General features: G+C 65.6%; 19 protein-coding genes. 7 read left to right on the top strand and 12 right to left on the bottom strand.

Features of this window, described 5'->3' with window-relative positions:
- Positions 1-641: 641 nt before the first annotated feature.
- Both ACX12D_RS22360 and ACX12D_RS22355 read right to left on the bottom strand, forming a co-directional pair.
- Positions 642-1,715 (bottom strand): IS110 family RNA-guided transposase, encoded by a 1,074-nt coding sequence (locus ACX12D_RS22360; RefSeq protein WP_459373922.1) that lies wholly within the window; start codon positions 1,713-1,715, stop codon positions 642-644.
- A gap of 311 nt (positions 1,716-2,026) precedes the next feature.
- A complete protein-coding gene (locus tag ACX12D_RS22355; RefSeq protein WP_441639771.1) occupies positions 2,027-2,932 on the bottom strand; it encodes a MurR/RpiR family transcriptional regulator in 906 nt (301 codons plus the stop codon).
- A gap of 90 nt (positions 2,933-3,022) precedes the next feature.
- On the opposite strand from ACX12D_RS22355, the gene ACX12D_RS22350 reads away from it, so the two are divergent.
- Complete coding sequence (locus ACX12D_RS22350) at positions 3,023-4,198, top strand: M20 family metallopeptidase (protein WP_459375675.1); 1,176 nt, start codon at positions 3,023-3,025, stop codon at positions 4,196-4,198.
- Between the two features lie 49 nt (positions 4,199-4,247).
- A complete protein-coding gene (locus ACX12D_RS22345) occupies positions 4,248-5,255 on the top strand; it encodes a Bug family tripartite tricarboxylate transporter substrate binding protein (RefSeq protein ID WP_459375674.1) in 1,008 nt (335 codons plus the stop codon).
- Between the two features lie 50 nt (positions 5,256-5,305).
- Here the strand turns inward: ACX12D_RS22345 and ACX12D_RS22340 are convergent, their stop codons facing one another.
- Positions 5,306-6,226: a LysR family transcriptional regulator gene (locus tag ACX12D_RS22340; RefSeq protein WP_459376490.1), complete on the bottom strand. Its 921-nt coding sequence runs from the start codon at positions 6,224-6,226 to the stop codon at positions 5,306-5,308.
- Between the two features lie 331 nt (positions 6,227-6,557).
- On the opposite strand from ACX12D_RS22340, the gene ACX12D_RS22335 reads away from it, so the two are divergent.
- Entirely contained in the window at positions 6,558-7,331 is a 774-nt protein-coding gene (locus ACX12D_RS22335; protein ID WP_459375673.1) for a class I SAM-dependent methyltransferase, read from the top strand.
- Here the strand turns inward: ACX12D_RS22335 and ACX12D_RS22330 are convergent.
- From ACX12D_RS22330 to ACX12D_RS22295, 8 genes are all read right to left on the bottom strand, one after another.
- On the bottom strand, positions 7,323-8,150 hold the full coding sequence (locus ACX12D_RS22330; RefSeq protein ID WP_459376489.1) for a putative hydro-lyase: 828 nt from the start codon (positions 8,148-8,150) through the stop codon (positions 7,323-7,325). The genes ACX12D_RS22335 and ACX12D_RS22330 overlap by 9 nt on opposite strands.
- Positions 8,151-8,170: 20 nt before the next feature.
- Positions 8,171-9,514, bottom strand: coding sequence for an MFS transporter (locus ACX12D_RS22325; RefSeq protein WP_459375672.1), 1,344 nt, complete (start codon positions 9,512-9,514; stop codon positions 8,171-8,173).
- 534 nt (positions 9,515-10,048) lie between these two features.
- The gene (locus ACX12D_RS22320; RefSeq protein WP_459375671.1) at positions 10,049-10,288 is read right to left on the bottom strand and encodes an acyl-CoA carboxylase biotin carboxyl carrier protein subunit; all 240 of its coding nucleotides are present in this window, start codon (positions 10,286-10,288) and stop codon (positions 10,049-10,051) included.
- 17 nt (positions 10,289-10,305) lie between these two features.
- The gene (locus tag ACX12D_RS22315) at positions 10,306-11,070 is read right to left on the bottom strand and encodes a LamB/YcsF family protein (protein ID WP_459375670.1); all 765 of its coding nucleotides are present in this window, start codon (positions 11,068-11,070) and stop codon (positions 10,306-10,308) included.
- A complete protein-coding gene (locus tag ACX12D_RS22310) occupies positions 11,063-12,034 on the bottom strand; it encodes a 5-oxoprolinase subunit C family protein (RefSeq protein WP_459375669.1) in 972 nt (323 codons plus the stop codon). The genes ACX12D_RS22315 and ACX12D_RS22310 overlap by 8 nt, the downstream gene beginning before the upstream one ends.
- Positions 12,031-12,792 (bottom strand): 5-oxoprolinase subunit PxpB, encoded by a 762-nt coding sequence (gene pxpB / locus ACX12D_RS22305; protein WP_459375668.1) that lies wholly within the window; start codon positions 12,790-12,792, stop codon positions 12,031-12,033. Before pxpB ends, ACX12D_RS22310 begins: the two co-directional genes overlap by 4 nt.
- Positions 12,789-14,201, bottom strand: a complete 1,413-nt coding sequence (locus ACX12D_RS22300) for an acetyl-CoA carboxylase biotin carboxylase subunit (protein ID WP_459375667.1) — start codon at positions 14,199-14,201, stop codon at positions 12,789-12,791. Before ACX12D_RS22300 ends, pxpB begins: the two co-directional genes overlap by 4 nt.
- Positions 14,202-14,326: 125 nt before the next feature.
- The gene (locus ACX12D_RS22295; RefSeq protein ID WP_253930999.1) at positions 14,327-14,761 is read right to left on the bottom strand and encodes a VOC family protein; all 435 of its coding nucleotides are present in this window, start codon (positions 14,759-14,761) and stop codon (positions 14,327-14,329) included.
- Between the two features lie 166 nt (positions 14,762-14,927).
- Between ACX12D_RS22295 and ACX12D_RS22290 the strand changes: the two genes are divergently transcribed.
- The 4 genes from ACX12D_RS22290 (at position 14,928) to ACX12D_RS22275 (ending at position 18,673) form a co-directional block, all read left to right on the top strand.
- The gene (locus ACX12D_RS22290) at positions 14,928-15,806 is read left to right on the top strand and encodes a LysR family transcriptional regulator (protein WP_459375666.1); all 879 of its coding nucleotides are present in this window, start codon (positions 14,928-14,930) and stop codon (positions 15,804-15,806) included.
- A gap of 238 nt (positions 15,807-16,044) precedes the next feature.
- The gene (locus tag ACX12D_RS22285; RefSeq protein ID WP_459375665.1) at positions 16,045-16,749 is read left to right on the top strand and encodes a methyltransferase family protein; all 705 of its coding nucleotides are present in this window, start codon (positions 16,045-16,047) and stop codon (positions 16,747-16,749) included.
- A 215-nt stretch (positions 16,750-16,964) separates the two neighbouring features.
- The gene (locus ACX12D_RS22280; RefSeq protein WP_459376488.1) at positions 16,965-17,285 is read left to right on the top strand and encodes an EF-hand domain-containing protein; all 321 of its coding nucleotides are present in this window, start codon (positions 16,965-16,967) and stop codon (positions 17,283-17,285) included.
- Between the two features lie 437 nt (positions 17,286-17,722).
- Positions 17,723-18,673, top strand: coding sequence for an IS110 family transposase (locus tag ACX12D_RS22275; RefSeq protein ID WP_459371816.1), 951 nt, complete (start codon positions 17,723-17,725; stop codon positions 18,671-18,673).
- Between the two features lie 463 nt (positions 18,674-19,136).
- Here ACX12D_RS22275 and bglX read toward each other — a convergent pair whose 3' ends face one another.
- Positions 19,137-21,425, bottom strand: a complete 2,289-nt coding sequence (gene bglX / locus ACX12D_RS22270) for a beta-glucosidase BglX (RefSeq protein WP_459376487.1) — start codon at positions 21,423-21,425, stop codon at positions 19,137-19,139.
- Between the last annotated feature and the right edge of the window lie 30 nt (positions 21,426-21,455).

The raw sequence follows: 21,455 nt of genomic DNA, 5'->3' as shown, positions 1-21,455 counted from the left end.
AAGCCGTCTGTCGCTCGCGGAGTGACCGGCCACGAAGTTGCAAGCGTCCCGTTTCCGTCGTGGGCGCGGTGGCACCGGATCGAAAGGCCGAAGAATTCTTCCACCGCGCCCACCCCACCACGAAACCATCACGGCGTGATATATCGTGGCACTTTGCACCGGTACCGGCAGATAGATGAATGAGCAGGGATGCCGCTACCGAGCAGCCTCACCACGAAACCAGCGTCATCCGCAGGATCGTGGCCATTCAAATCGGTAACGGCATGAGGTCATTAGCACCCGGGGCCTGACGACGAAACCACCGGGCTACGCAACCCCGACAAGCCAGCCTCCTGCAAGGATCGCTTTCTTTTGGTTACTTATATGAACGCGCCCCGGTTTGCCAGGTAAATCATCTCATGATGCTCGGCGAGGATTTGGTTGCAGCCTTATATCCGGCCTCATGCAGGTCAAGCCTGCGGGCCCCTATGGAATTCGCCAAGAGCGGCCCTCGTCTTTTCAGCGTGCTCGAAGCACTTGTAACCGATCAGGGTCTCGTTCTTGCGGTCCAACCTGCCTTGCCATCACTTCACGTCTACCCGCGCAACCTGCTAGTCGAATTCAATTAACCTGCTTCATAGCCGCAGCTAGGGCTGCTGTGCCTACGGTTTTGGTAGGCGCAGATGCCCTAGCGCGGAATCCGCCATTTGCCTGGCCCTCGCCGCTTTCTTCAATTCGTGGTCTCTTTCATACGGCTCCTTGCCCCTCAGCACCGCCCAGGCAATTCTCGCCGCCTTGTTCGCCATCGCCACCACCGTCACGTTGGTCGGGCGTCGGCGCGCCAGCTGGTCGCACCAAGTCCCTTTGTCCTTGGCCCGGAACAGGACTGCCCTGGCACCGTGGATCAGCAGCATGCGCAGGTAACGGTCTCCGCGTTTGCTAATCGCCCCCAGTTGCACCTTGCCCCCAGTGCCACGCTGGCGCGGCACCAGCCCCAAGTAGGCCGACAGTTGCCGCCCCGATTCGAAGCCCTGCGCATCGCCAATCGTCGCTAGCATCGCCGTGGCCGTGAGCATGCCAATCCCCGGAATCGCCATCAGTTGCTCGCACGCTGGCTGCGTTTGGGACCAGGCCTTGATCTGTCCTTCCAACTGCTCAATGCCTTTGTCTAGCCGACCGATCAGCTCGAACTGTTCGCGCAACGCCTCGAAGACCCTCGCCGGCACGTCTTCCTCCACTTCGGCCAGTCTCTCGTTCATCTCCGCCAGACCTGCCTGACGCCCCCTCTTGAAGCTCAAGCCAAACTCATAGAGCGCGCCGCGCAAAGCGTTGATCATCATGGTGCGCATCTTGATGTGCTGCTCTCGCATCCGATGCAACACCAGCGTGGCCTGCTGCTCCACTGTCTTCGGCGTCACTGTCGGCATGCCCGGCTGTTGCGCCGCCGTCCAGATTGCGCGCGCATCCGCGGCGTCAGTCTTGTTGGTTTGCACGAACGGGCGGACGTATTTCGCATGCAACAGCTTCACCTCATAGCCCATCTCTAGGAGCTTGCGGGCCCACCAGTGCCCGCTGCCGCACGCCTCCAGCGCCACGCGTCCTTTGTGCTGAGCTAGAAACTCGATCAGCTTTTGACGCTGAAATCGCCGGTTGTGAATCTCGCCAGTCTCAGGGTCAACCCAGTACAGCTGGAACACATGCTTTGCAATATCCAGCCCAAATGTCATAGCATTCATTTCGGGTCCCTCCGTTCCTGTAGTGGTGGTGACATCTTCCACTCTGGCACATTGCGATGCCGTTCGGTCTGGAGGGACCCCCTCTCATCAGACTCTTTTCTGCCTGACCCACACTACCGTCTCGCTACCTCGCGCTCCACTGCGGGGACGGGGCGCGTTCATACCATCTTTTCTTTACGAGTAAAGAAAAGTGACATCTCACACGTTCCAAAACGGCCAACACCGTACAGCCGCGACAGCAGCTAGAAGCAGTAAAACCCCACCCACCAAACGTGTCTCCCCGCGTCAGCGGGGCTACAAGCGGAACATCCCTACCCCCGCCTCAACCCCTCAACAGGATCCGCCTCAAAAGCCTCCCATAGCGCATCGCGCCGTTGCAGCGCCTTGATGACGGCCGGCTGTCGCAGCTGCGCGACCGCCGAGACCAGCGCATTGCACAGGAAGAAGGCCGCCGTATAAGAGTCGAACGGCGACGCATTGGCCGTGCGCACCAACAGATGGTGATCCGACAGCGGCACCAGCGGCGCGGCCGGGCTGTCGCAAATCGCGATCACGCGCGCGCCGCGTTCGCGGAAGGCGCGTGCGATGCTCACCGGCGCGCTGGAATATCGGCGGATGCTGAAAGTCAGCAGCACATCCTCCGGCTCCACCCACAGCATGGCATCCGTGGCCGTCACCGCGCCCGCGCCCAGTTCCTGGACCTGTGGCCGGCACATATTCAGATGCAGCGCCAGCCATGCGCCCACGGGCGCACTGTTTTTCTGCGCCAGCACGAACAGCCGGCCGCGCGGCTCGGCCAGCAGGCGCGCGATCGCCTCGAAGGCGGCCATGTCCAGCCCTTCGTGGGTGGCCGCCAGGTTGTGCTGGTCGTGCAGCAGCGCGTCGTCCACGCAAGCGCGCAGGGTGCGCTTGCCACCGATCGTGGCCGGCGCGCGCTGGCCGGCGGTGGGCAGGAGCGCCGTCACGCTGGCCCGTGCCTCGCGCTGGGCATCGCCATAGCTGGCATAGCCCAGCTTGGCGAACAGCCGCACCACCGTGGAAGCGCTCGTGCCGTGCTGGGCAGCCAGCGCGGTGGCCGATTCCAGCAACGCATGCGGATAGTCGCGGCCCAGCGCATCAGCCAAGGTGCGCTCGCGGGCGGTCAGCGTGGCCGCCTCGCGCGCAAGGCGCTCGAGCAAGGTGGCGTCGCGTGAGGGAGTCTCCTGGGCATGTTTCATGGTGTTGACACGTTGCAATGCATATTGCATGATCATATCACTTTTGCAATGCACGATTCATTCCCACACGAGGCAAGGAGCGGTCGGTATATGGTGGACAACGCAACGGATAGCGGCATGCATGCCCAGGCGGCAAGCGGGGTGATCGATTGGCTGGGCGGCCAGCAGGCTGCCATGCAGGCGCTCCTGCAGCGCATTGTCGACATCGACAGCGGCAGCCGGCAGGAAGCCGGCGTGACGGCCGTGGCAGAGGTCCTGCGCGCGCACCTGGAGGCCGCCGGCATTGCGGTCACCCTGCATGCCGTGCCCGGCTATGGCGTGTGCCTGGATGCGCTGGTGCCCGGTGCCGGCGATGGCGCGCCAATCTTGCTGATGGGGCATATGGATACCGTGTTCCCGGCCGGCACGGCGGCACGCCGTCCCTTCCGCGTGGAGGATGGGCTTGCCTACGGGCCCGGCGTGGCCGACATGAAATCCGGCCTGGTCATGAATGTGTTCGTGGCCGAGGCCCTGGCGCGCTGCGGCGGCAACGCCTTGCCAGTGCGCCTGTTCTTTTCCTGCGACGAGGAGATCGGCTCCGGCGCCACCCGCGAACGGATCATGGACGTGGCGCGCGGCGCGCGCGCCGTGTTCAACGCCGAGCCCGGCCGAGTCAGCGGCAACCTGGTCACAGGGCGCAAAGGGTCGATGGTGGTGGAGTTCGAGGTGGAGGGCGTGGCCGCGCACGCCGGGGTCAACCATGCCCAGGGCGCCAGCGCCATCGACGCGCTCGCGCGCAAGATCCTGGCGCTGCATGCACTGACCGACCCCGAGCAGGGCATCACCACCAATGTGGGCTGCGTGAAGGGCGGCATCGTGCCCAATATGGTGGCGCCGCTTGCGCAGGCCGAGCTCGACGTGCGCTTTACCGCCGACACGGACATCGAAGCGCTGGTCGAGCAGGTGCGCGCGATCATCGAAGCCGAATCGCTGCCGCGCACCAAGGGCCGGATCACCGAGATGCGTCGCACCCGGCCGATGACCCAGACGCCTGCGGACCTGCTGGCGCTGTACCAGCGCGGCGCGCGGCACCTGGGCTTCTCGGTAGACGGCGAGTTCACCGGCGGCGCAGCCGATAGCGGGCTCACTTCCTCGGTGGGCACGCCCACGCTATGCGGCACCGGCCCGGTGGGCGGCCATGCGCACACCGTACGCGAGTACTCCGAGCTTGCCACCTTTGTGCCGCGCGCGCAGGCGGTGGCGATGGCCATCCTCGCACTGCGCTGAGCCGGGGCGCTACCCCCATCCGATTTTTAACTACTGCCACCACACTGCCATGCCGAACGTGCCATTCTCTCGCCGCCATTTCCTCCGCACCGGCCTCAGCGTAGCCGCACTCGCGTGTGCCGCGCCGCTGGCCGCGCAAGCGCAAGCACAGGGCGCCTATCCCTCGCGTCCCATCACGCTGGTGGTGCCCTTTCCGCCCGGTGGTTCGGTGGACATCATGGCCCGCCAGTACTCGGAGCCGCTCTCGCGCATCCTCGGCGTGCCGGTGGTCGTCGACAACCGCCCGGGCGCGGGCGGCTCGGTCGCCACGCAATCGGTGGCCCGCAGCAAGCCCGATGGCTATACGCTCGTGGTCTCCTCCCAGAGCAGCCATCTGGCCAATCCGCTGACCCAGCCGAAACTGGGCTACGACCCGATCAAGGATTTCGAGAACATCGCCATCCTGGGCCGCCAGCCCAACGCCCTGGTGGTGCATGCGAGCCTGCCCGTGCGGACTTTCGCGGAGTTCCTGGCCTACGCGAAGAAGAACCCGGGCAAGCTCGACTACGGCAGCGGCGGCGTTGGCAGCATGGGCCAGCTGAATGTGGAAATGCTCAAGGCCAGCACCGGCATCTACGCCACGCACATCCCCTATCGTGGCGGCACGCACCTGATCACGGCCGTGCTTAGCAATGAGGTCCAGTTCATCCTCGACAACCTGGTCATCATGCTGCCCTATATCAAGGAAGGAAAAGTGCGTGCGCTGGCGGTGGCTTCCGAGCAGCGCCTGCCGCAGCTGCCCGATGTGCCGACCATGGCCGAACTGGGCTACCCGCAGCTCAACCTGAGCTCCTGGACGGGCATTGCCGCGCCTGCCGGCACGCCCGAGCCGGTGGTGCAGAAGCTCTACCAGGCAGTGCGCCAGGCCGCCAGCGAGCCCGCCATGCAGACGGCGCTGCGCGCGCGCGGCGTGTTCCCGCCCGAGGAAATGGCACCGGCCGCCTTCGAACGCATGATGGCCGACCGGATGGTGCGCTACGGTGAAGTGGTCCGCAAGGCCAAGATCTCCGCGGATTGAGCGCGCGGGATTGCGCTCGCGGAACTAGGGCACGGAACTAGGGCGCGGAACTAGGGCTTGCCGGTGGCCGCCCCGCCCTTATCCTCCATGCCGCCCGCGCGCAGCATGTCGATGACAAGCTGCATGGCGGGCGTGGGCGGGCGGCTCTTGCGCAGCACCAGCCCGTAAGGTGCAAGCCTGCCGTGCAAGGCAACCGGCAGCGTGGCGATCATGTTCAGGTCTTCGTAGTAGCGAGCCACCGAGGTGGGCAGCACGGCCAGCATGTCGGATTCGCGCAGCACGGACAGCGTGGTGAGGATTGACGATGTCTCCACCGTGCTCACCGGCGGCGGCACGCGGTTCTCGCGGAAGGTCTGGTCGATGATCTGGCGCATCGGGCTGGGGTGCGGCTGGATGATCCACGCGTAGTCCGTCAGCGCGGCCAGTTTCAGCTTGCCCCGCTCCGCCGCCGGATGCCCCGCCCGGGTGACGATCGACAGCGCCTCCTCCCCCAGCGTCTCGAACGACAGCTCCTGCGCCGGCCAGCCATCGGGGATGCGGCCCAGCACGATATCGATCTGGTCCTGCTGCAGCGCGTGCACCAGCACGTCGCTGGTATCGATCTGCACGATGATGTGCAAGCGCGGATGCGCTTGCTTGAGCTTGACGATCACATGGGTGAGCAGGTCCGGCGCCGGCGCCATCACCGCGCCCACGCGCACCTTGCCCACATCGCCGGCCTGGATGGCGACGAGCTCCTCGCGCAGTTCATCCATGTCGGCAAAGACCACCCGCGCGTAGCGCATCACCGCCTTGCCCGATACCGTCGGCTCCAGCCCGCGCGCGTGGCGCGTAAAGAGCGGCACGCCGAGCACGTCCTCCAGTTCCTGAAGCGACTTGGTAGCGGCCGGCTGGGTCAGGGCCAGCCCTTCGGCTGCCTGGCGCAGCGAGGGCGACTCCGAGAGCGCCAGCATCAATTGCAGGTGCCGCATGCGAAGGCGCTTGCGGATGGATGCGCTGGATGGGATCGATGGGATGGATGGGGTGCTCACCGCGATAATCTCCGAGAATAGGCGGATCGTGATTTCCGCTATTTTGCTTATCGCGAATTCTCGCACGGCGCGGACGGCGACACGTACGGAGTGCCGCGTCAGGCAGTTGCCGCACTGCCTGCCTGCGGCGGCGCCTGCCCAAGCCCCATTTCCTGGCGATTTCGCTTCATTTCTGCGCATTTAGCGTCAGATTCCAGGCTTGCAAAGGGTATTTAGGGCATACTGGCCAATTCCCTCCTATTGCGAAGCCGGCGTTCCGGCTTCCCCCTCGATGCCCGGCTACCAAACCAAGCAAGAGCGCATCGCCGTGACGGGCGTCGCCGACCTGGTCATTCGCTCCTTGCTGGACAAGCAGCAGTACTCCGATCCCCTCGGCGAAGCCGAACGCATGGGCATTTCTTCCGCCATGTGGCCGCTGTTCGGGCTGCTGTGGCCGTCCGGAGCGCACCTGGCGGCACGCATGGCGCTGCGGCCGGTGGACGCCACCGAGCGGGTGCTGGAAATCGGCTGCGGGCTGGGCCTGGCCAGCCTGGTGGGGCACCGCCGGGGCGCCGACGTGACCGCCAGCGACTGCCACCCGATGGCCGCCGCCTTCCTCGCGGAGAACGTACGCCTGAATGGCCTGGCGCCCATGAAGTACCGGCACGGGCACTGGAGCGCCGCGGAGCATGAGCATGATGCCCCCGCAGGCGCCAGCCTCGCCCCCGCCACCGTCCACGGACATTTCGACCTGATCATCGGCAGCGACCTGCTCTACGAGCGCGATGCCAATGCCAACCTCGCCCACTTTATCGGGCGCCACGCCAGCCCCACGGTCGAGATCTGGATCATCGATCCCGACCGCGGCAACCGGCCCGCCTTCAACCGGCAGATGGCCGAGCAGGGTTTCACGATGCGCGAGGAAAAGCTCGACCGCGTGGCCGCGCCAGGCATCGATGCCTACAAGGGCCGCCTGCTGGTCTACCGCTGGGCAGCGCCGATGCCGCCCGCGCCGCTGCTCGAAGCAGCACCCGTCGCAACGATCGCGGCCATCGCCCTACACTAGCTTCAACGCGTCGGCAGGCACGTCGCATACCAGCATGTGCCCCGGCGCATGGGTGATGCACAGCGGCGGACGCGCCATCATGGCCGCCGCCTGCGGCGTCACCCCGCACCCCCAGAACACTGGAACCTCCCCGGCCAGGATCGCGGTCGGCTCGCCTTCGTCCGGGCGGTCGATGTCTGCGATGCCGATCGCGGCGGGGTCGCCCATGTGAACCGGCGCCCCGTGCGCCCCCGGCAACCGGGCGCACACGGCCGAGGCGATGGCTGCTTGTTCCGGCGTATAGGGCCGCATCGACACCACCATCGGCCCATGGAAGGCGCCGACGCGCGTGGTCTGGATGCTGGTGCGGTACATCGGCACGATCTTGCCTTCGTCCACGTGCCGCACGCGTAGGCCGGCGCGCTCCAGCGCGTCCTCGAACGACAGCGAGCAACCCAGCACAAAGCCCACGAAATCGTCCTGCCAGAGCGCGCTGATATCGTCGCGCTCCTCCACCAGTTCGCCATGGCGCCACACGCGGTAGCGTGGCACGTCGGTGCGCAGGTCGATGTCGCCGCCCAGCATCGGCACCGCCGGGCTGCCCGCTTCGGCCATGCCGATCAGCGGGCATGGCACCGGGTTGGCCCGGCAGTATCCGAGGAAATCCCCGGCCCAGGCCTTGGGCAGGATCATCAGGTTGCCCTGCGCATGGCCGGGCGCCATGCCGCTGGTATTGCCGTTGTACCGGCCACTGCGGATGCCGGCGCGGGCGCCAGCCGGCGTGGCGGCCCAGCCGGGGGCAAGCCCGGCGGCGGCGTGGATACCTGCTTCCATCTCCATGCTCCGGTTGCGGTCCGTCATCAGTCGAGGGCCTGGCGGGCGGTTTCCTTCACGCCCAGCAGGGCCAGCAGGCTGACTGCCGCGCCGCCCATGAGCAGGTAGGCCGGGCTGAGCAGGTTGCCGGTGCTGCCGATCAGCGCGGTGGCCACATACGGCGTGAGCCCGCCGCCGAGGATGGCGCCGATGTTGAAGCTGAACGCCATGCCGGTGTAGCGCACGCGGGTCGGGAACTGCTCGGCATAGGTCGGGTAGCCGACGGACTGCACGATAGGCATGGGCAGCGCCACCACCATCATGGCGAGGAAGGCCAGGCCGATGCTGTGGTTGTCCATCAGCATCATCATCGGCAATACCAGCACCATGTAGGCACAAAAGCCGATGGCAAGCACCTTGCGCCGGCCGAGCCGGTCGGACAGCCCGCCCCACAGCGGCATCAGCATGGCCATGGTCAGGCTGACGAACGCCATGATCCAGTACACCGTTGCCTTGTCGTACTTGAGATAGGTGGTCATGTAGATGTTCATGAACACCAGCCCCACCCAGTAGCCCACGTTCTGGCCGAAGGACAGCAGCACCACCTTGACCACGGCGGGCATGTGCGCGGTGAAGACTTCCTTGAGCGGCGCCTTGGGCGGCTCGCTGTGTGCCTGGAACTGCTTGAAGGCCACGGACTCTTCCACGCGCTTGCGCACCATCGACGAGATCACCACCATCGGGATCGCCATCAGGAACGGAATGCGCCAGCCCCACGCCTGCATCTGCGCGGGCTCCAGCAAGCCGGTGGTGATGCCGCACACGGTCGCGGCCAGCGCGCCGCCCACGGCCACGCCCACCGGTGTGAAGGCGCCGTAGAAGCCGCGCTTGCCCTTGGGCGCGGATTCGGCCACATAGGCGGCCGCGCCGGTGACTTCGCCGCCGGCGAAGAAGCCTTGCGCCAGGCGGATGGCCAACAACAGCAGCGGCGCCACGATGCCCGCGCTGGCGGCCACCGGCAGCAGGCCGATGATGCCGGTGGCAATGCCCATGCCGATCACGGTGACCAGCAGCACGGCACGGCGGCCAACGCGGTCGCCCAGGCGCCCAAGCACGATGCCGCCGATCGGGCGCATCAGGAAGGCGCTGCCGAACACGGCCAGGATGGCCAGCAGCGAAGCCGTGGCGCTGTCGCTAGGAAAGAACAGCGGGCCAATGGTAGAGGCCATATAGCCGTACACGCCGAACTCGTAATACTCGATGGCGGTACCGGCGGCGGCGGCCATGGCGGCTTTGCGGGCGACGGCATTGCCGGTTGCCGGCGCCGTGGCAGGGGCGGATGCCGGCGCCGCGTCGGGCATCGGCAGGGATGAGGTGGGGGCGTTGGACATGTTGTCAGTTTCCAGGATGCAACGGGGTAGAAAATCCAGTCCAGGCGTGGTGAAACCCCTGGATGAACCAGCGCTGAAGCACGAACACCTGCCGCGATGGCCTTCCTGTGCCTGAAACTTCCTGGTGCACAGGCCGGGCTCGCGTCTTGTTTTTATTTCCGGAGAGCTAACCACCTGCCGGGAATCGCGGGCCTTTAAAGCCACCGGGATTCATGCTTCATCGATTACACCGGATACTTTGCAACAAGCATGCCAGCGATTATTTCGTTAAAAACACGGAATTCCGGGCGTTACGATTCCTGACTAAAAAAAGCCATCTGATTCGGGGATTTAATGCGCCCCGCCGCACCACAACAATGAACCTGCCGTCCCGCCTGGGGCAGTGAACGCACCGAAACCGGTATCGTCCGCAGCCAGCTGGTGATTTATTTCCAAATCCACGGGATCATTGAGAAAACAGCCAGGCCGTGCGGCCCGGCCCACGCCACCAGATCAATGTCAGCGGCGAATTTACAGCTATATCAACAGCGCGTTTCAGGCAGCAGGAATAAAGCTGGCCAATACCTGGCCTTCTTCCACCATGTCACCTTCGGCCACGCAATACGATTCGATATAACCCGCCGATCCGGCCTCGATCGGTATTTCCATTTTCATGGATTCGATAATCAGCAGCGTGGCATCCTTTACCTGCATCTCGCCGGGCTGCGCCACGAGTTTCCAGAGGGTGCCGGCCGTGTCTGCCACGATGGATATGGGGGATTTTGTGTGGGGCATATTCTGTTTGTCCGTAGCTATCGTGATTGCGGTGCGCGCACCGTGATGCCCTCCGCCTCCAGCGCGGCGCGGATGCGGCGGGCAAACCCGGCCGCGCCCGGCTGGTCGCCGTGGATGCAGAGCGTGTCCGCCCGGACCGGCACGTCCACGCCGCCCAGCGAGCGCACCACGCCGTCGCGCACCATGCGCAATACCTGCGCGATGGATGCCTCCACATCGGTGATCATGGCGGCGGGATGGCTGCGGGGGGTCAGCGAGCCATCGTCCTGATACGTGCGGTCGGCAAACACCTCCTGCGCCACCGCGAGTCCGGCCTCGCGCGCGGCCGTGACCAGCGCGGAGCCGGCCAGGCCGTAGAACACCAGCGACGGATCCACATCGCGCACCGCCTCGCACAGCGCGCGCGCCATGACGCCATCGCGCGCGGCCTGGTTGTACAGCGCGCCGTGCGGCTTCACATGCGCAAGCCGGCTGCCGGCCGCGGCGGCAAACGCCTGCAGGGCGCCAACCTGGCAGACCGTGATGTTGTAGATCTCCTCGCGGCCGAGCTGCATGGCGCGCCGCCCAAAGCCCTGCAGATCCGGAAAACCCGGATGCGCGCCGAGCGAGACGCCGAGCGCGGTGGCGGCGCGCACGGTGGCTGCCATGGTCTGCGCATCGCCCGCGTGAAAACCGCAGGCAATATTGGCGGAGGTGACATGCGGCAGCACGGCCGCATCGTCGCCAAGGCGGTAGATGCCGAAGCTCTCGCCCATATCGCTGTTGAAATCGATCTCAGCCATGCGCGTGCTCCCCTGCCGTTGCCGTATCCATGGCTTCGAATACTGCGTCCTGCAGCATGGCAAGGCGCTGGGCTTGCTGCAGATCGATCAAGGCAAAGCGCACCGCCTCGCCCGGCATCTTCTGCGCCAGGCGCGGCAAGTCCACCGCGCACACATGGGCAATCTTGGGATAGCCGCCGGTGGTCTGGCGGTCCGCCATCAGCACGATGGGCTGGCCGTCGGGGGGCACCTGGATCGTGCCGAAGGCCACGGCCTCGGACAGCATCTCGCCAGGCACGGCCAGCGCGAGCGGCGTGCCTTCCAGGCGATAGCCCATGCGGTCCGATTGCGCGCCAATGCGAAACGGCTCGCTGACGAGCGCATGCCTGGCCGCATCCGAGAAACGCGCCCATTCGCGCCCGGCGACGACGCGCACAGGCTGATCGGGCGCGGTGAGGACATCGGCCGGAAACGCCGGAAACACCGGGAGAGCGGCATCGCGGACCGGTGCGGCCACGCCGCCGCGCAAGGCAATGCGGTCGCCCTTGCGCAACGGCTTGCCGGCCGCGCCGCCATAGCCGCCGCGCACAAAGGTGCTGCAACTGCCCATGACCGGCGTCAGCGCAAAGCCGCCCTGCGCCGCAAGGTAAGCACGCAAGCCGCCCCGGCGCTTGCCGAAGGCCAGCACCGCGCCTGCGGCGACGGGCACCGCACGGTTCACCGGCACGGGCGCGCCGTCGAGCGTGGCATCCAGGTCCGCGCCGCACACGGCGATCACGGCCGGCACATGGAACAGCAGCGTGGGGCCCATCAGCGTGATCTCCAGCGTGGCTTCTGCCGCGGCGTTGCCGGCCAGCGCGTTCGCCAGCCGGTGGGCGCGCTCGTCCATGGCGCCGTTGGCCGGCACGCCGAGTTGCTGGTAGCCGTTGCGGCCGAGATCCTGGAAGGTGCTCAACGCACCAGGCTTGATGACTTCAATGCTCATGGCTGCACACTCGCGTCCGCCTGCATGGATTCGAATACCTCGGAAGAGATCGGCACGAAGCGCACACGATCGCCGGCGGCCAGCAGGCACGGCGACGCGCGATGCGGGTCAAACAGCGCCACGGGCGTACGCCCGATCAGGTTCCAGCCGCCCGGCAAGGTCATGGGATAGATCACGGTCTGCCGATTGGCAAGGCCAATCGAGCCCGCCGCCACCGCGGTACGCGGCGTGCCGCGGCGCGGCGGCGAAAGGCGCGCGTCGAAGCGGCCCACATAGGGATGCCCCGGCGCGAATCCCAGCATCAGCACATCGACCGGCTCGGTGCCATGCAGCGCGATGACCTGCTCGGGCGACAGGCCGCAGGTGGCTGCCACATCGTCCAGGTCGGGACCATGCTCGCCGCCATAGCAGACGGGAATATCGATCACCAGCGGCGCGCCCGCGCTTGACGAAAGCCCTTCGCGCAGGAGTTCGCCGATCATGGCCGAGAGCGCCTCGAACGGGGCGCTGGTACCCGTCGCGCGGGCCACGGCAAGCGGCTTGTAGTGCACGCCCACGGTGGTCAGGGCGGGCACGATGTCGGTCACGCCGGGCAGGGCAGCGGCGGCGATCCGCGCCGCTGCCGCGCACGCTTGGCGGTTGATGGCGATATCCGCCGCCGTGCCGAACTCCACAATCAGGCAGCGATCGCCGGACGGCGCGATCCGCCAGGACGTTTGCGCGGCCGGCGCGGCGTGTTCCATATCTTGCGCGATCATGCCCGCACCTCCACGGCGGATGGCGCGGGCACAGCCACCGGCGCGGCGGACTCGCCCACCAGCGCCGCCAGCTCGCGCTCCACAAAACCGGTATCGACGCGGCCGGCACGGAAGTCCGCATGGTCCAGCACGCAGCCAAGGAACGCGGCGTTGTGCCGGATGCCTTCGATCACGGTTGCGCCGAGCGCCGCCTGCATGGTGGCGATGGCGGCTTCGCGGTCGGTGCCATAGGCAATCAGCTTGGCGATCATCGGATCGTAGAACGGCGTGATGGCATCGCCCTCGCGCACGCCAGTGTCCACGCGCAGCCCGGCCATGCCCGCCGGCAGGCAAAAGCGCGCCAGCTTGCCCGGCGATGGCATGAAATGGCGCGCCGGGTTCTCGGCATACAGCCGGCACTCGATGGCCGCGCCGGCGCGCCGGATATCCTGCTGCGCGCTGGGTGCGAGCGTGCCGGCGGCGAGCCGGATCTGCGCCTGCACCAGGTCCCAGCCGGTGATGGCCTCGGTCACGCCATGTTCCACCTGGATGCGCGTGTTCATCTCCAGGAAGAAGAACTCGCCGCTGTCCGCGTCGAGGATGAACTCGACCGTGCCCGCGCCGCTGTAGCGCTGGTGCGCGGCCAGCGCCACCGCCGCCGCGCTCATGCTGGCCAGCACGGCGGCCGGCACATTGGGCGCCGGGCTTTCTTCGATGATCTTCTGGAAGCGGCGCTGCACCGAGCACTCGCGCTCGAACAGGTGCACCGCCGTGCCGTCACCGTAGCCAAATACCTGCACCTCGATATGCCGGGCGCGCGGCACGTAGCGCTCCAGGTAGATGCTGGCGTCGCCAAAGGCCTTCAGGGCCAGCGCCTGCGTGGACGCCACCGTGGCCGCCAGCGTGTCCGGCCCATCGACGCGCTTCATGCCGATACCGCCACCGCCGCCGGCGGCTTTGACCAGCACGGGATAGCCAACGCGCCGGGCCTCGGCGTGCAAGCGCGACAGGTCTTCGGGCAGGAAGCGGATACTGCCGGGCAGCACCGGCACACCGCACGCGGCGGCAATATCGCGGGCGCGGTTCTTGTCGCCCATGTTCTCGATCGACTCGACGGACGGGCCGATCCACTGCATGCCTAGCGCTTGCGCCGCACGGGCAAACGCGGTGTTCTCGGAGAGGAAGCCATAGCCGGGGTGCACGCCGTCGGCGCCGTGCGCCGTGCCCGCGGCGAGCACCGCTTCCACGTTCAGGTAGCTCTGCGCCGCCGGCGCGGGACCTACCGGGACGGCAATGTCGGCCATCTGGCAGTGCAACGCGCCGGCATCGGCGGCGGAATGCACGGCCACGGTTTCCATGCCAAGCGCCTGCGCGGCGCGGATGATGCGGCAGGCGATCTCGCCACGGTTGGCAACCAGGATTCTTCGCATATCGACTAACTCTTGCAGCTACTGCGTGGGGGCGATGCACGCGGGGCGGGCAAGCCCTGCCCCGCGTGCGGCGGCCGGCCTTGTGGCCGGTCTCACTCTGGTCTGGCGCGGATCCGACGTTGGTGTTACTTGGCGAACAGCGAAGCGATATTGGCAAAGGCCTTGAGCTCCAGCGCGTTGCCCGACGGGTCGAGGAAGAACATCGTGGCCTGCTCGCCTACCTCGCCCTTGAAGCGGATATGCGGCTCGATGATGAACGACAGGTTGGCGGCCTTGAGCTTGTCGGCGGCGACATGCCACTGGTCCATCGGCAGCACCACGCCAAAGTGGCGCACCGGCACAGCATCGCCATCGACGGCGCTGGTGTGGCGGTGGCCCGCTTCTTCCGGCGCCAGGTGGGCCACGATCTGGTGGCCGTAGAAGTTGAAGTCCACCCAGTCCGGCGCGCTGCGCCCTTCGGGGCAGCCCAGCAGGTCGCCGTAGAACTCGCGCGCGGCGGCGATGCTGTGGACGGGGAAGGCAAGGTGGAACGGGGCGAGGACGGGAGTGATTTCGCTCATGGCGCTTGGGGATCGAAGTGTTTGAAGTGTTGTGGGGGTCGGTTCTTGGCACGCCGCCGGTAACGTTCCGGCCGGTGCACCAATGAGGGAAAGTCTAGGCATGGCAACCAATTAAAAAAAGCGATATATTTTTGACCTTAGCTACACGAAAATTGATGAAACGATCATGCTGCGCGAATTCAAGACCTTTATCGCCGTAGCCCGGCACGGCACTTTCGCCAGCGCGGGCGCGCGCATCGGGCTGACCCAGTCGGCTGTCAGCGCGCAGATCCACCGCCTGGAGCAAGAGCTTGGCTTCGCCCTGTTCGACCGCACGGGCCGCTCGGCGCGGCTAAACGCCGCCGGCCGGGAAACCCTGGCGCTGGCGGAGGAACTGATGGCGCTCTATGCGCGCATTGGCGAGCACGGCGGCGCCACGGAGCGCAGCGGCATGGTGCGGGTGGGATCGATCGCCTCGGCACAGGTGTCGTTCCTGATCGACGCCGTGGCCGCCTTCCGCGCCGAGCTGCCCGGCTGCAGGATCCGCGTTGTGCCGGGTGTGTCCCTGAACCTGCTTGGCCAGGTGGATGCGGGCGAGATCGATATCGCGGTGATGATCCGGCCGCCCTTTGCGCTGCCGTCGGAGCTGGAGTGGCGCACGCTGGTGATGGAGCCGTTCGTGCTGCTGGCGCCGGCTGCCATGGCAGGCCAGGCGTGGAGCGACGCGCTGGAATCCGCGCCCTTTATCCGCTATGACCGCAGCTCGTTCGGTGGCCGGCTGGTCGACCAGTTCCTGCGACAGTCGCGGCTGGCGGTACAGGACGCCATCGAGCTGGACGAGCTGCAGGGCATCGTGCGACTGGTGGCGCGCGGCCTTGGCGTGGCGCTGATTCCGCAAACGGCGGCGCAAGGCCCTTGGCCGCACGGCGTGACTGCCCTGCCGCTTGGCGACGATACCTTTCACCGCGAGATCGGCCTGGTGGAGCGGCCGCGCCATAGCCGCCAGCCGGTGGCAAGCCGGCTCGCCGAGTACATCAGCGAGGCGGCGTCGGGGTGCAAGGTGTAGGCAGGCGCACATTCCGCCCGCCGCCGCCTTGCACGACGGCCCCACTCTCCGGCGCGCCCCGCGGCTGCCTGACACGCGAGGCGCAAGGTTGTCCCCTCGTTAGGGGGATATGGGTTGCACCCGCATCCCGGCGTAATCTCTGCTCACGATTGGCACGCTGAATCCATGCGACGCGGCATGACGATATCCCGCGCGGGTCATGCAGGCTTGCCTTATAAAAACAGAGAGGTCTCAGGGAATGCATAACGATAGCGACGCAAAGTCGCGTAGCGCCAATCGGGTCAATGCGCGCAACGGCGGTGGATTCACCGCCAGATTCATCCGGCCGCAAGTGCGTGAGATGGTGATGGAGGTGTCCGCGCGCCTCTGCGTCGTCCTGTTGCTGAGCCTGTTCGCCTATAGCGCGTACGCGCAGTGGCGCCTGGCGCCCGAGCGCATCACCTTGCTGCTGCTCGTGGTTGCCACGGTGCTGACCGTAGGCTTGTCGTTGTTCTCGCGGATCCCCGAAAAGCGCGACATGCGCCCCTTGAGCTTTGTGATGTCGATTGGCGGCAGCTTCTACTATCTCGGGATCGAGCTCGACCCCGGCGTTCGCCTTGTCCCCGAAACAGTCGGCGCCACGCTGGAAATCACCGGCATCCTGTTCCAGCTATTCGCCAAGCTCTCGCTGCGCGGCTCCTTCGGCATCCTGCCCGCCAATCGCGGCGTGGTATCGCGCGGCGCGTACCGGCTCGTGCGCCACCCCATCTATCTCAGCTACCTGGTGACAGACCTTGGCTTCCTGCTGGCCAACTTCGGCTGGCGCAATGCACTGCTCTACGGCGGCCTTTATGCGTTGCAAACGGGCCGGATGTTCAGGGAAGAACAACTACTGGGCCAGGATCCCGCTTATCGCGCGTATCAGGCCAATGTGCGATATCGCGTTATTCCCGGCGTGTTTTAAAAGGTGGCAGGGATTACCCGGCTCGCCACCTTGAATTGGGAAAATTCTAATATCAGATCCGGAAATATCTAAATTCCCGAACACAGGAAAGCCGACGATGATCATAGCCAAGGATCTGGGGGATCGATTACTCCCCGATTCCTGCAAATGCCCACCGATTGCGGATATCCGCCGGACCGGCGGGCCTCACCATCGAAGTACTCAAGGAGACACTAATGATTGCACGGCTAGTATCAACAACCAGCCTGGCGCTGCTCGCCTTTTTCGCGGCCGGCAGCGTCGGCGCGCAACAGCAGCCGATGAATGCAAAGGAAGCCAAGACAAAATTCGCGGAGAAATTCGCTGCTGCCGATACCAATCACGACGGCAAGCTGACGAAAGAGGAAGCGCAGGCGGGCATGCCCGAGGTCTACAAGAACTTCGACGCGATCGACGCCAAGAAGAAGGGCGAGATCACGCAGAAGCAGATTGGCGCGTACTGGGCGGCCAAGTCCAAACAGCGCGCTGCGGCGCAAAACCCGGGAAGCCTGAACTGAGCTGACGGCGCTGGCCCTCAAGGCAGGATCAGGGCGAGTTCCCCGGCGAGCTGGCCAGAACCAGGCCAGTGCCGGAGAGCTTTGATATTTGGTGCATCCGGCTTTCGTGTGGGTACTGCGCGCGAGTGCAAGTGGCGGGAAGCAAAACGCTGATTTTCTCCCCTCTCCCATGAAATGGGAGAGGGGCCGGGGGAGAGGGTGGGCGCTAGCTCAACGTGATGCGCCTCGCTCTTGCGCAGGCCCGCCCTCTCCCCCAACCCCTTGTATGTCGGACAATATGTCCTGGAAGCCTCAGATCGATGGCCCCATGCCCTGGGCGAAAGCCCAAGTTCGAGGGAGAGCGAGGATCGAGGCTTCCATTTTTTGATAGCGTTTAGCCTAAGCCCGAACGGTTGGATGGCAGTACGCCGAATGGTCACAAGGATGGGATAAGCCGAATGGATATCAAGGTTGTAGGAATCGACGTTAGCAAGAACACGCTGGATCTGGACTCTTTGCCTGACAGCGCGAGCTTGCAGTTCATCAATGACGAAGCGGGTATCGCTTCGCTGCTGGCATACCTGGCCGAGCATAACGATGAAGGTCAAATCGATCGCATCGTGCTCGAGGCGACAGGCGGTTATGAAACCAGCGTCAGTATCGCGCTGGCCGGTGCCGGATTGCCGGTCGCGGTTGTCAACCCCAAGCAGGTGCGCGACTTCGCTAAAGCTTGCGGGATTCTGGCCAAGACCGACCGGCTCGATGCTCGCGTGCTGGCGCGTTTTGCCCAGCAGATCCGGCCGCCAGTGCGTCCGCTGCCCGATGAGGCGCAGCGCGAATTTGCTGACCTGTTGGATCGGCGCAGCCAGCTGGTGGTCATGCGGGCGCAAGAGAAGGCTCGTGTCGCCACTGCGCCGCCGCTTGCCATCAAGAGTCTGAAAGAGCATATCGAATGGTTGGACGCCCGCATCAAGTCGCTCGATATCGATATGACCCACAAGCTGCGCACCAGCGACGTATGGAAGCACAAAGTGGAATTGCTTGGCAGTGTCCCGGGCATTGGCAAAGTCAGCGTGTTCACCCTGCTGGGGCGACTGCCCGAGTTGGGTAAGCTCAACCGCCAGCAGATCGCAGCGCTGGTCGGCGTGGCGCCGTTTAACGACGACAGCGGCAAGCGCCGGGGACAACGCTACATCCGCGGCGGTCGAGCCGAGGTGCGCAATGTGCTGTACATGGCAACGGTAACAGCGATTCGTCATAACCCTGCCATCCGTAGTTTCTATGAGCGCCTGAGTCTTACCGGCAAGCCATTCAAGCTCGCCGTGACTGCCTGCATGCGCAAGCTGCTGACGGTCCTCAATACCATGGCGAAGACCGGTCAGCCGTGGGAAAACAAACTGCCAGCTTGACACGGTTGCTCTCCCGCCATGCGGGAGAGGGGAGCTACGGCAGCCCTGGATTTAGCTCGGCGATGAATCGACCCACACGAAAGTCGGACGAACCAATATCTATCCAAATATCCAATGATGGATGGTCCCTGGCTATATTCCAGTCAGGTCAGGAGGTTGAAGGCGAACCCTAGCGCAATCGCGCCGCCTAGCGCTTCCACTGCCGCCAGCGCGAGAAGGTTTTTCAAAACGAATGCATCGTCCTGCTTGGTCACCATGGTGTTGTCTCCTGAAGTAGGAATCCACGGCTGGTCATTTGTGGAAAGCACGGCAGTATCTGTTCCACACGCCAGCCACGTCTCAACTCGCTTTCAGTAGACCGCAACGCAGCGCCGGCGAAAAGCTGGCATAAACCCCTATTCAGGCCAGCGGGCCGGGGCCGCGCGCGCAGTCAACGCGCTTTCCCAAGCCCTCCCCTCTCCGCTTACTGCAGCACGAAGCCCTGCTCCCGCACCGCTTGCGAATCCAGCCCGATCTGGACCTTGAATTCCCCCGGCTCGGCGGCGTATTCAAGTTTGGCATTGAAGAACTTCAGCTTGTCCTCATCGAGGGCAAAACGTACCACGCGCTCCTCGCCGGCCTTGAGCATGAGCTTGTGGAAGTCCTTCAGTTCCTTCACCGGCCGCACCACGGAGGCGGCAACGTCCTGGATATAGAGCTGGACCACGGTTTCGCCATCGCGCTGCCCGGTGTTCTTCACCGTCACGCTCGCCTCGATGCGGCCACCGCGCGGCATGGTGCGGCTCGACAGCGTGATGCCGGACACGCTGAAGTCCGTATAGCTCAGTCCGTAGCCAAACGGGTACAGCGGGCCGGACGCTTCCTCGAAGTATTGCGAGGTGTAGTTTGGCGGCTGGCCCGGCACGAACGGGCGCCCGATACGCAGCTGGTTGTAGTAGGTGGGGATCTGCCCGAGCGAGCGCGGGAAGGAAACGGGCAGCTTGCCCGAAGGGTTGTAGTCGCCGAACAGCACATCGGCAATGGCATGGCCGCCTTCGGTGCCGGCGTACCAGGTCTCGAGCAGGGCATCCGCGTTGTCCTTCACCCAGTTGATGGTGAGCGGGCGGCCGTTCATCAGCACCACCACCATCGGCTTGCCAGTGGTCTTGAGCGCCTTGAGCAGCGCCTCCTGGCTGCCCGGCAGCGACAAGGTGGTGCGACTCGAGGCTTCGTGCGACATGCCGCGCGACTCGCCCACGGCCACCACGACCACGTCGGCGCCGCGCGCCGCCGCCACGGCTTCTGCAATCATGTCCCCCGGGGCACGCTTGTCCTGGACAATCTCGGGCTTGTCCCAGTTCATGAAGTTCAGGTACCCGACCACGCCAGCGTCATCGGTCACGTTCGCGCCGCGGGCATAGGCCACGCGGCCCTTGTCGCCGAGCGCGTCGCGCACGCCTTGGAGCAGCGTCACCGTCTGCGCGGATTTGCCCGCGGCGGACCAGCTCCCCATGGTGTCGATGGGCGCATCGGCCAGCGGCCCGACGACCGCGACCGTGCCGGCCTTCTTCAGCGGCAGGGTGCGCTCGCGGTTCTCGAGCAGCACCAGCGACTTGCGCGCGGCGGCGCGTGCGGCCTCCCGATGCAGGCGGCTCTGCGCGTCGACGTCGGGCGGGTCCTGCTCGGCGGCGCCGATGCGCTTGAAGGGCTCCTGGAACAGTCCCAGGTCGTACTTGGCGCCCAGTATCTCGCGCACCGCGTCGTCAATGACGCGCATGGGCACTTCGCCGGACTTCACCAGTTCGGGCAGGTGGTCCCGGTAGGCGGAGTCGTGCATGCTCATGTCGACGCCGGCCAGGATGGCGAGCTTGGCGGACTCGCGCGCATCCTTGGCCACGCCATGCTTGGTCAGCTCGTCGATGGCCCCGTGGTCGCTCACCGTGATGCCCTTGAAGCCCCAGGTCTTGCGCAGCAGGTCACGCAACAGCCATGTGTTGGACGTGGCCGGCACGCCGTTGATCGAGTTCAGCGCGATCATGACGCCGCCGGCGCCGGCATCGATGCCGGCACGGTACGGCGGCAGGTAGTCCTGGTACATGCGCAGCGGGCTCATGTCGACCGTGTTGTAGTCGCGCCCGCCTTCCACCGCGCCGTACAGCGCGAAGTGCTTGACCACCGCCATCACGCTATCTGCGTTGGCCAGGGAGGTGCCCTGAAAGCCCCTGACGCTGGCCTGCGCGCACAGCGAGACCAGGTACGGATCCTCGCCAAACCCTTCCGACGTGCGCCCCCAGCGCGGATCGCGCGAGATGTCGACCATCGGCGCGAAGGTCATGTCAAGGCCATCCGCGCTGGCTTCGATGGCCGAGACGCGCGCGCTCTGCGCCACGGTTTCCATGTCCCAGCTCGATGCCAGGCCCAGGCTGATCGGGAAGATGGTGCGGTGCCCGTGCACCACGTCGTAGGCGAAGAAGATGGGGATCTTCAGGCGGCTGCGCTCCACCGCCGCCTGCTGCATCGGGCGGTTGTCCTTGCGCGTTACCGAGTTGAACGTACCGCCTACCCGGCCCGCCGCGATCTCCTTGAGCAACTGGGGCTGGGGCATGTCCTCGCCAATGCTGATCAGCCGCAGCTGCCCGATCTTCTCTTCCAGCGTCATCCGTCCGATGAGATCGGCGACGAAGGCATTCTTGCCGCCGGCGGCGGCCGGCGCGGTGCCGGCAAGAACCGGCGAACAAACCAGGCTGGCCGAGAGGGCCAGCAAACAGAGCATTCTCATCTGAGTGTTATCCAGGTGGCGCGA

The organism is Cupriavidus sp. PET2-C1 (genome assembly GCF_054515855.1).
The sequence above is the reverse complement of the archived record's forward strand: the minus strand, read 5'-3'. Positions and strand labels throughout refer to the sequence as shown.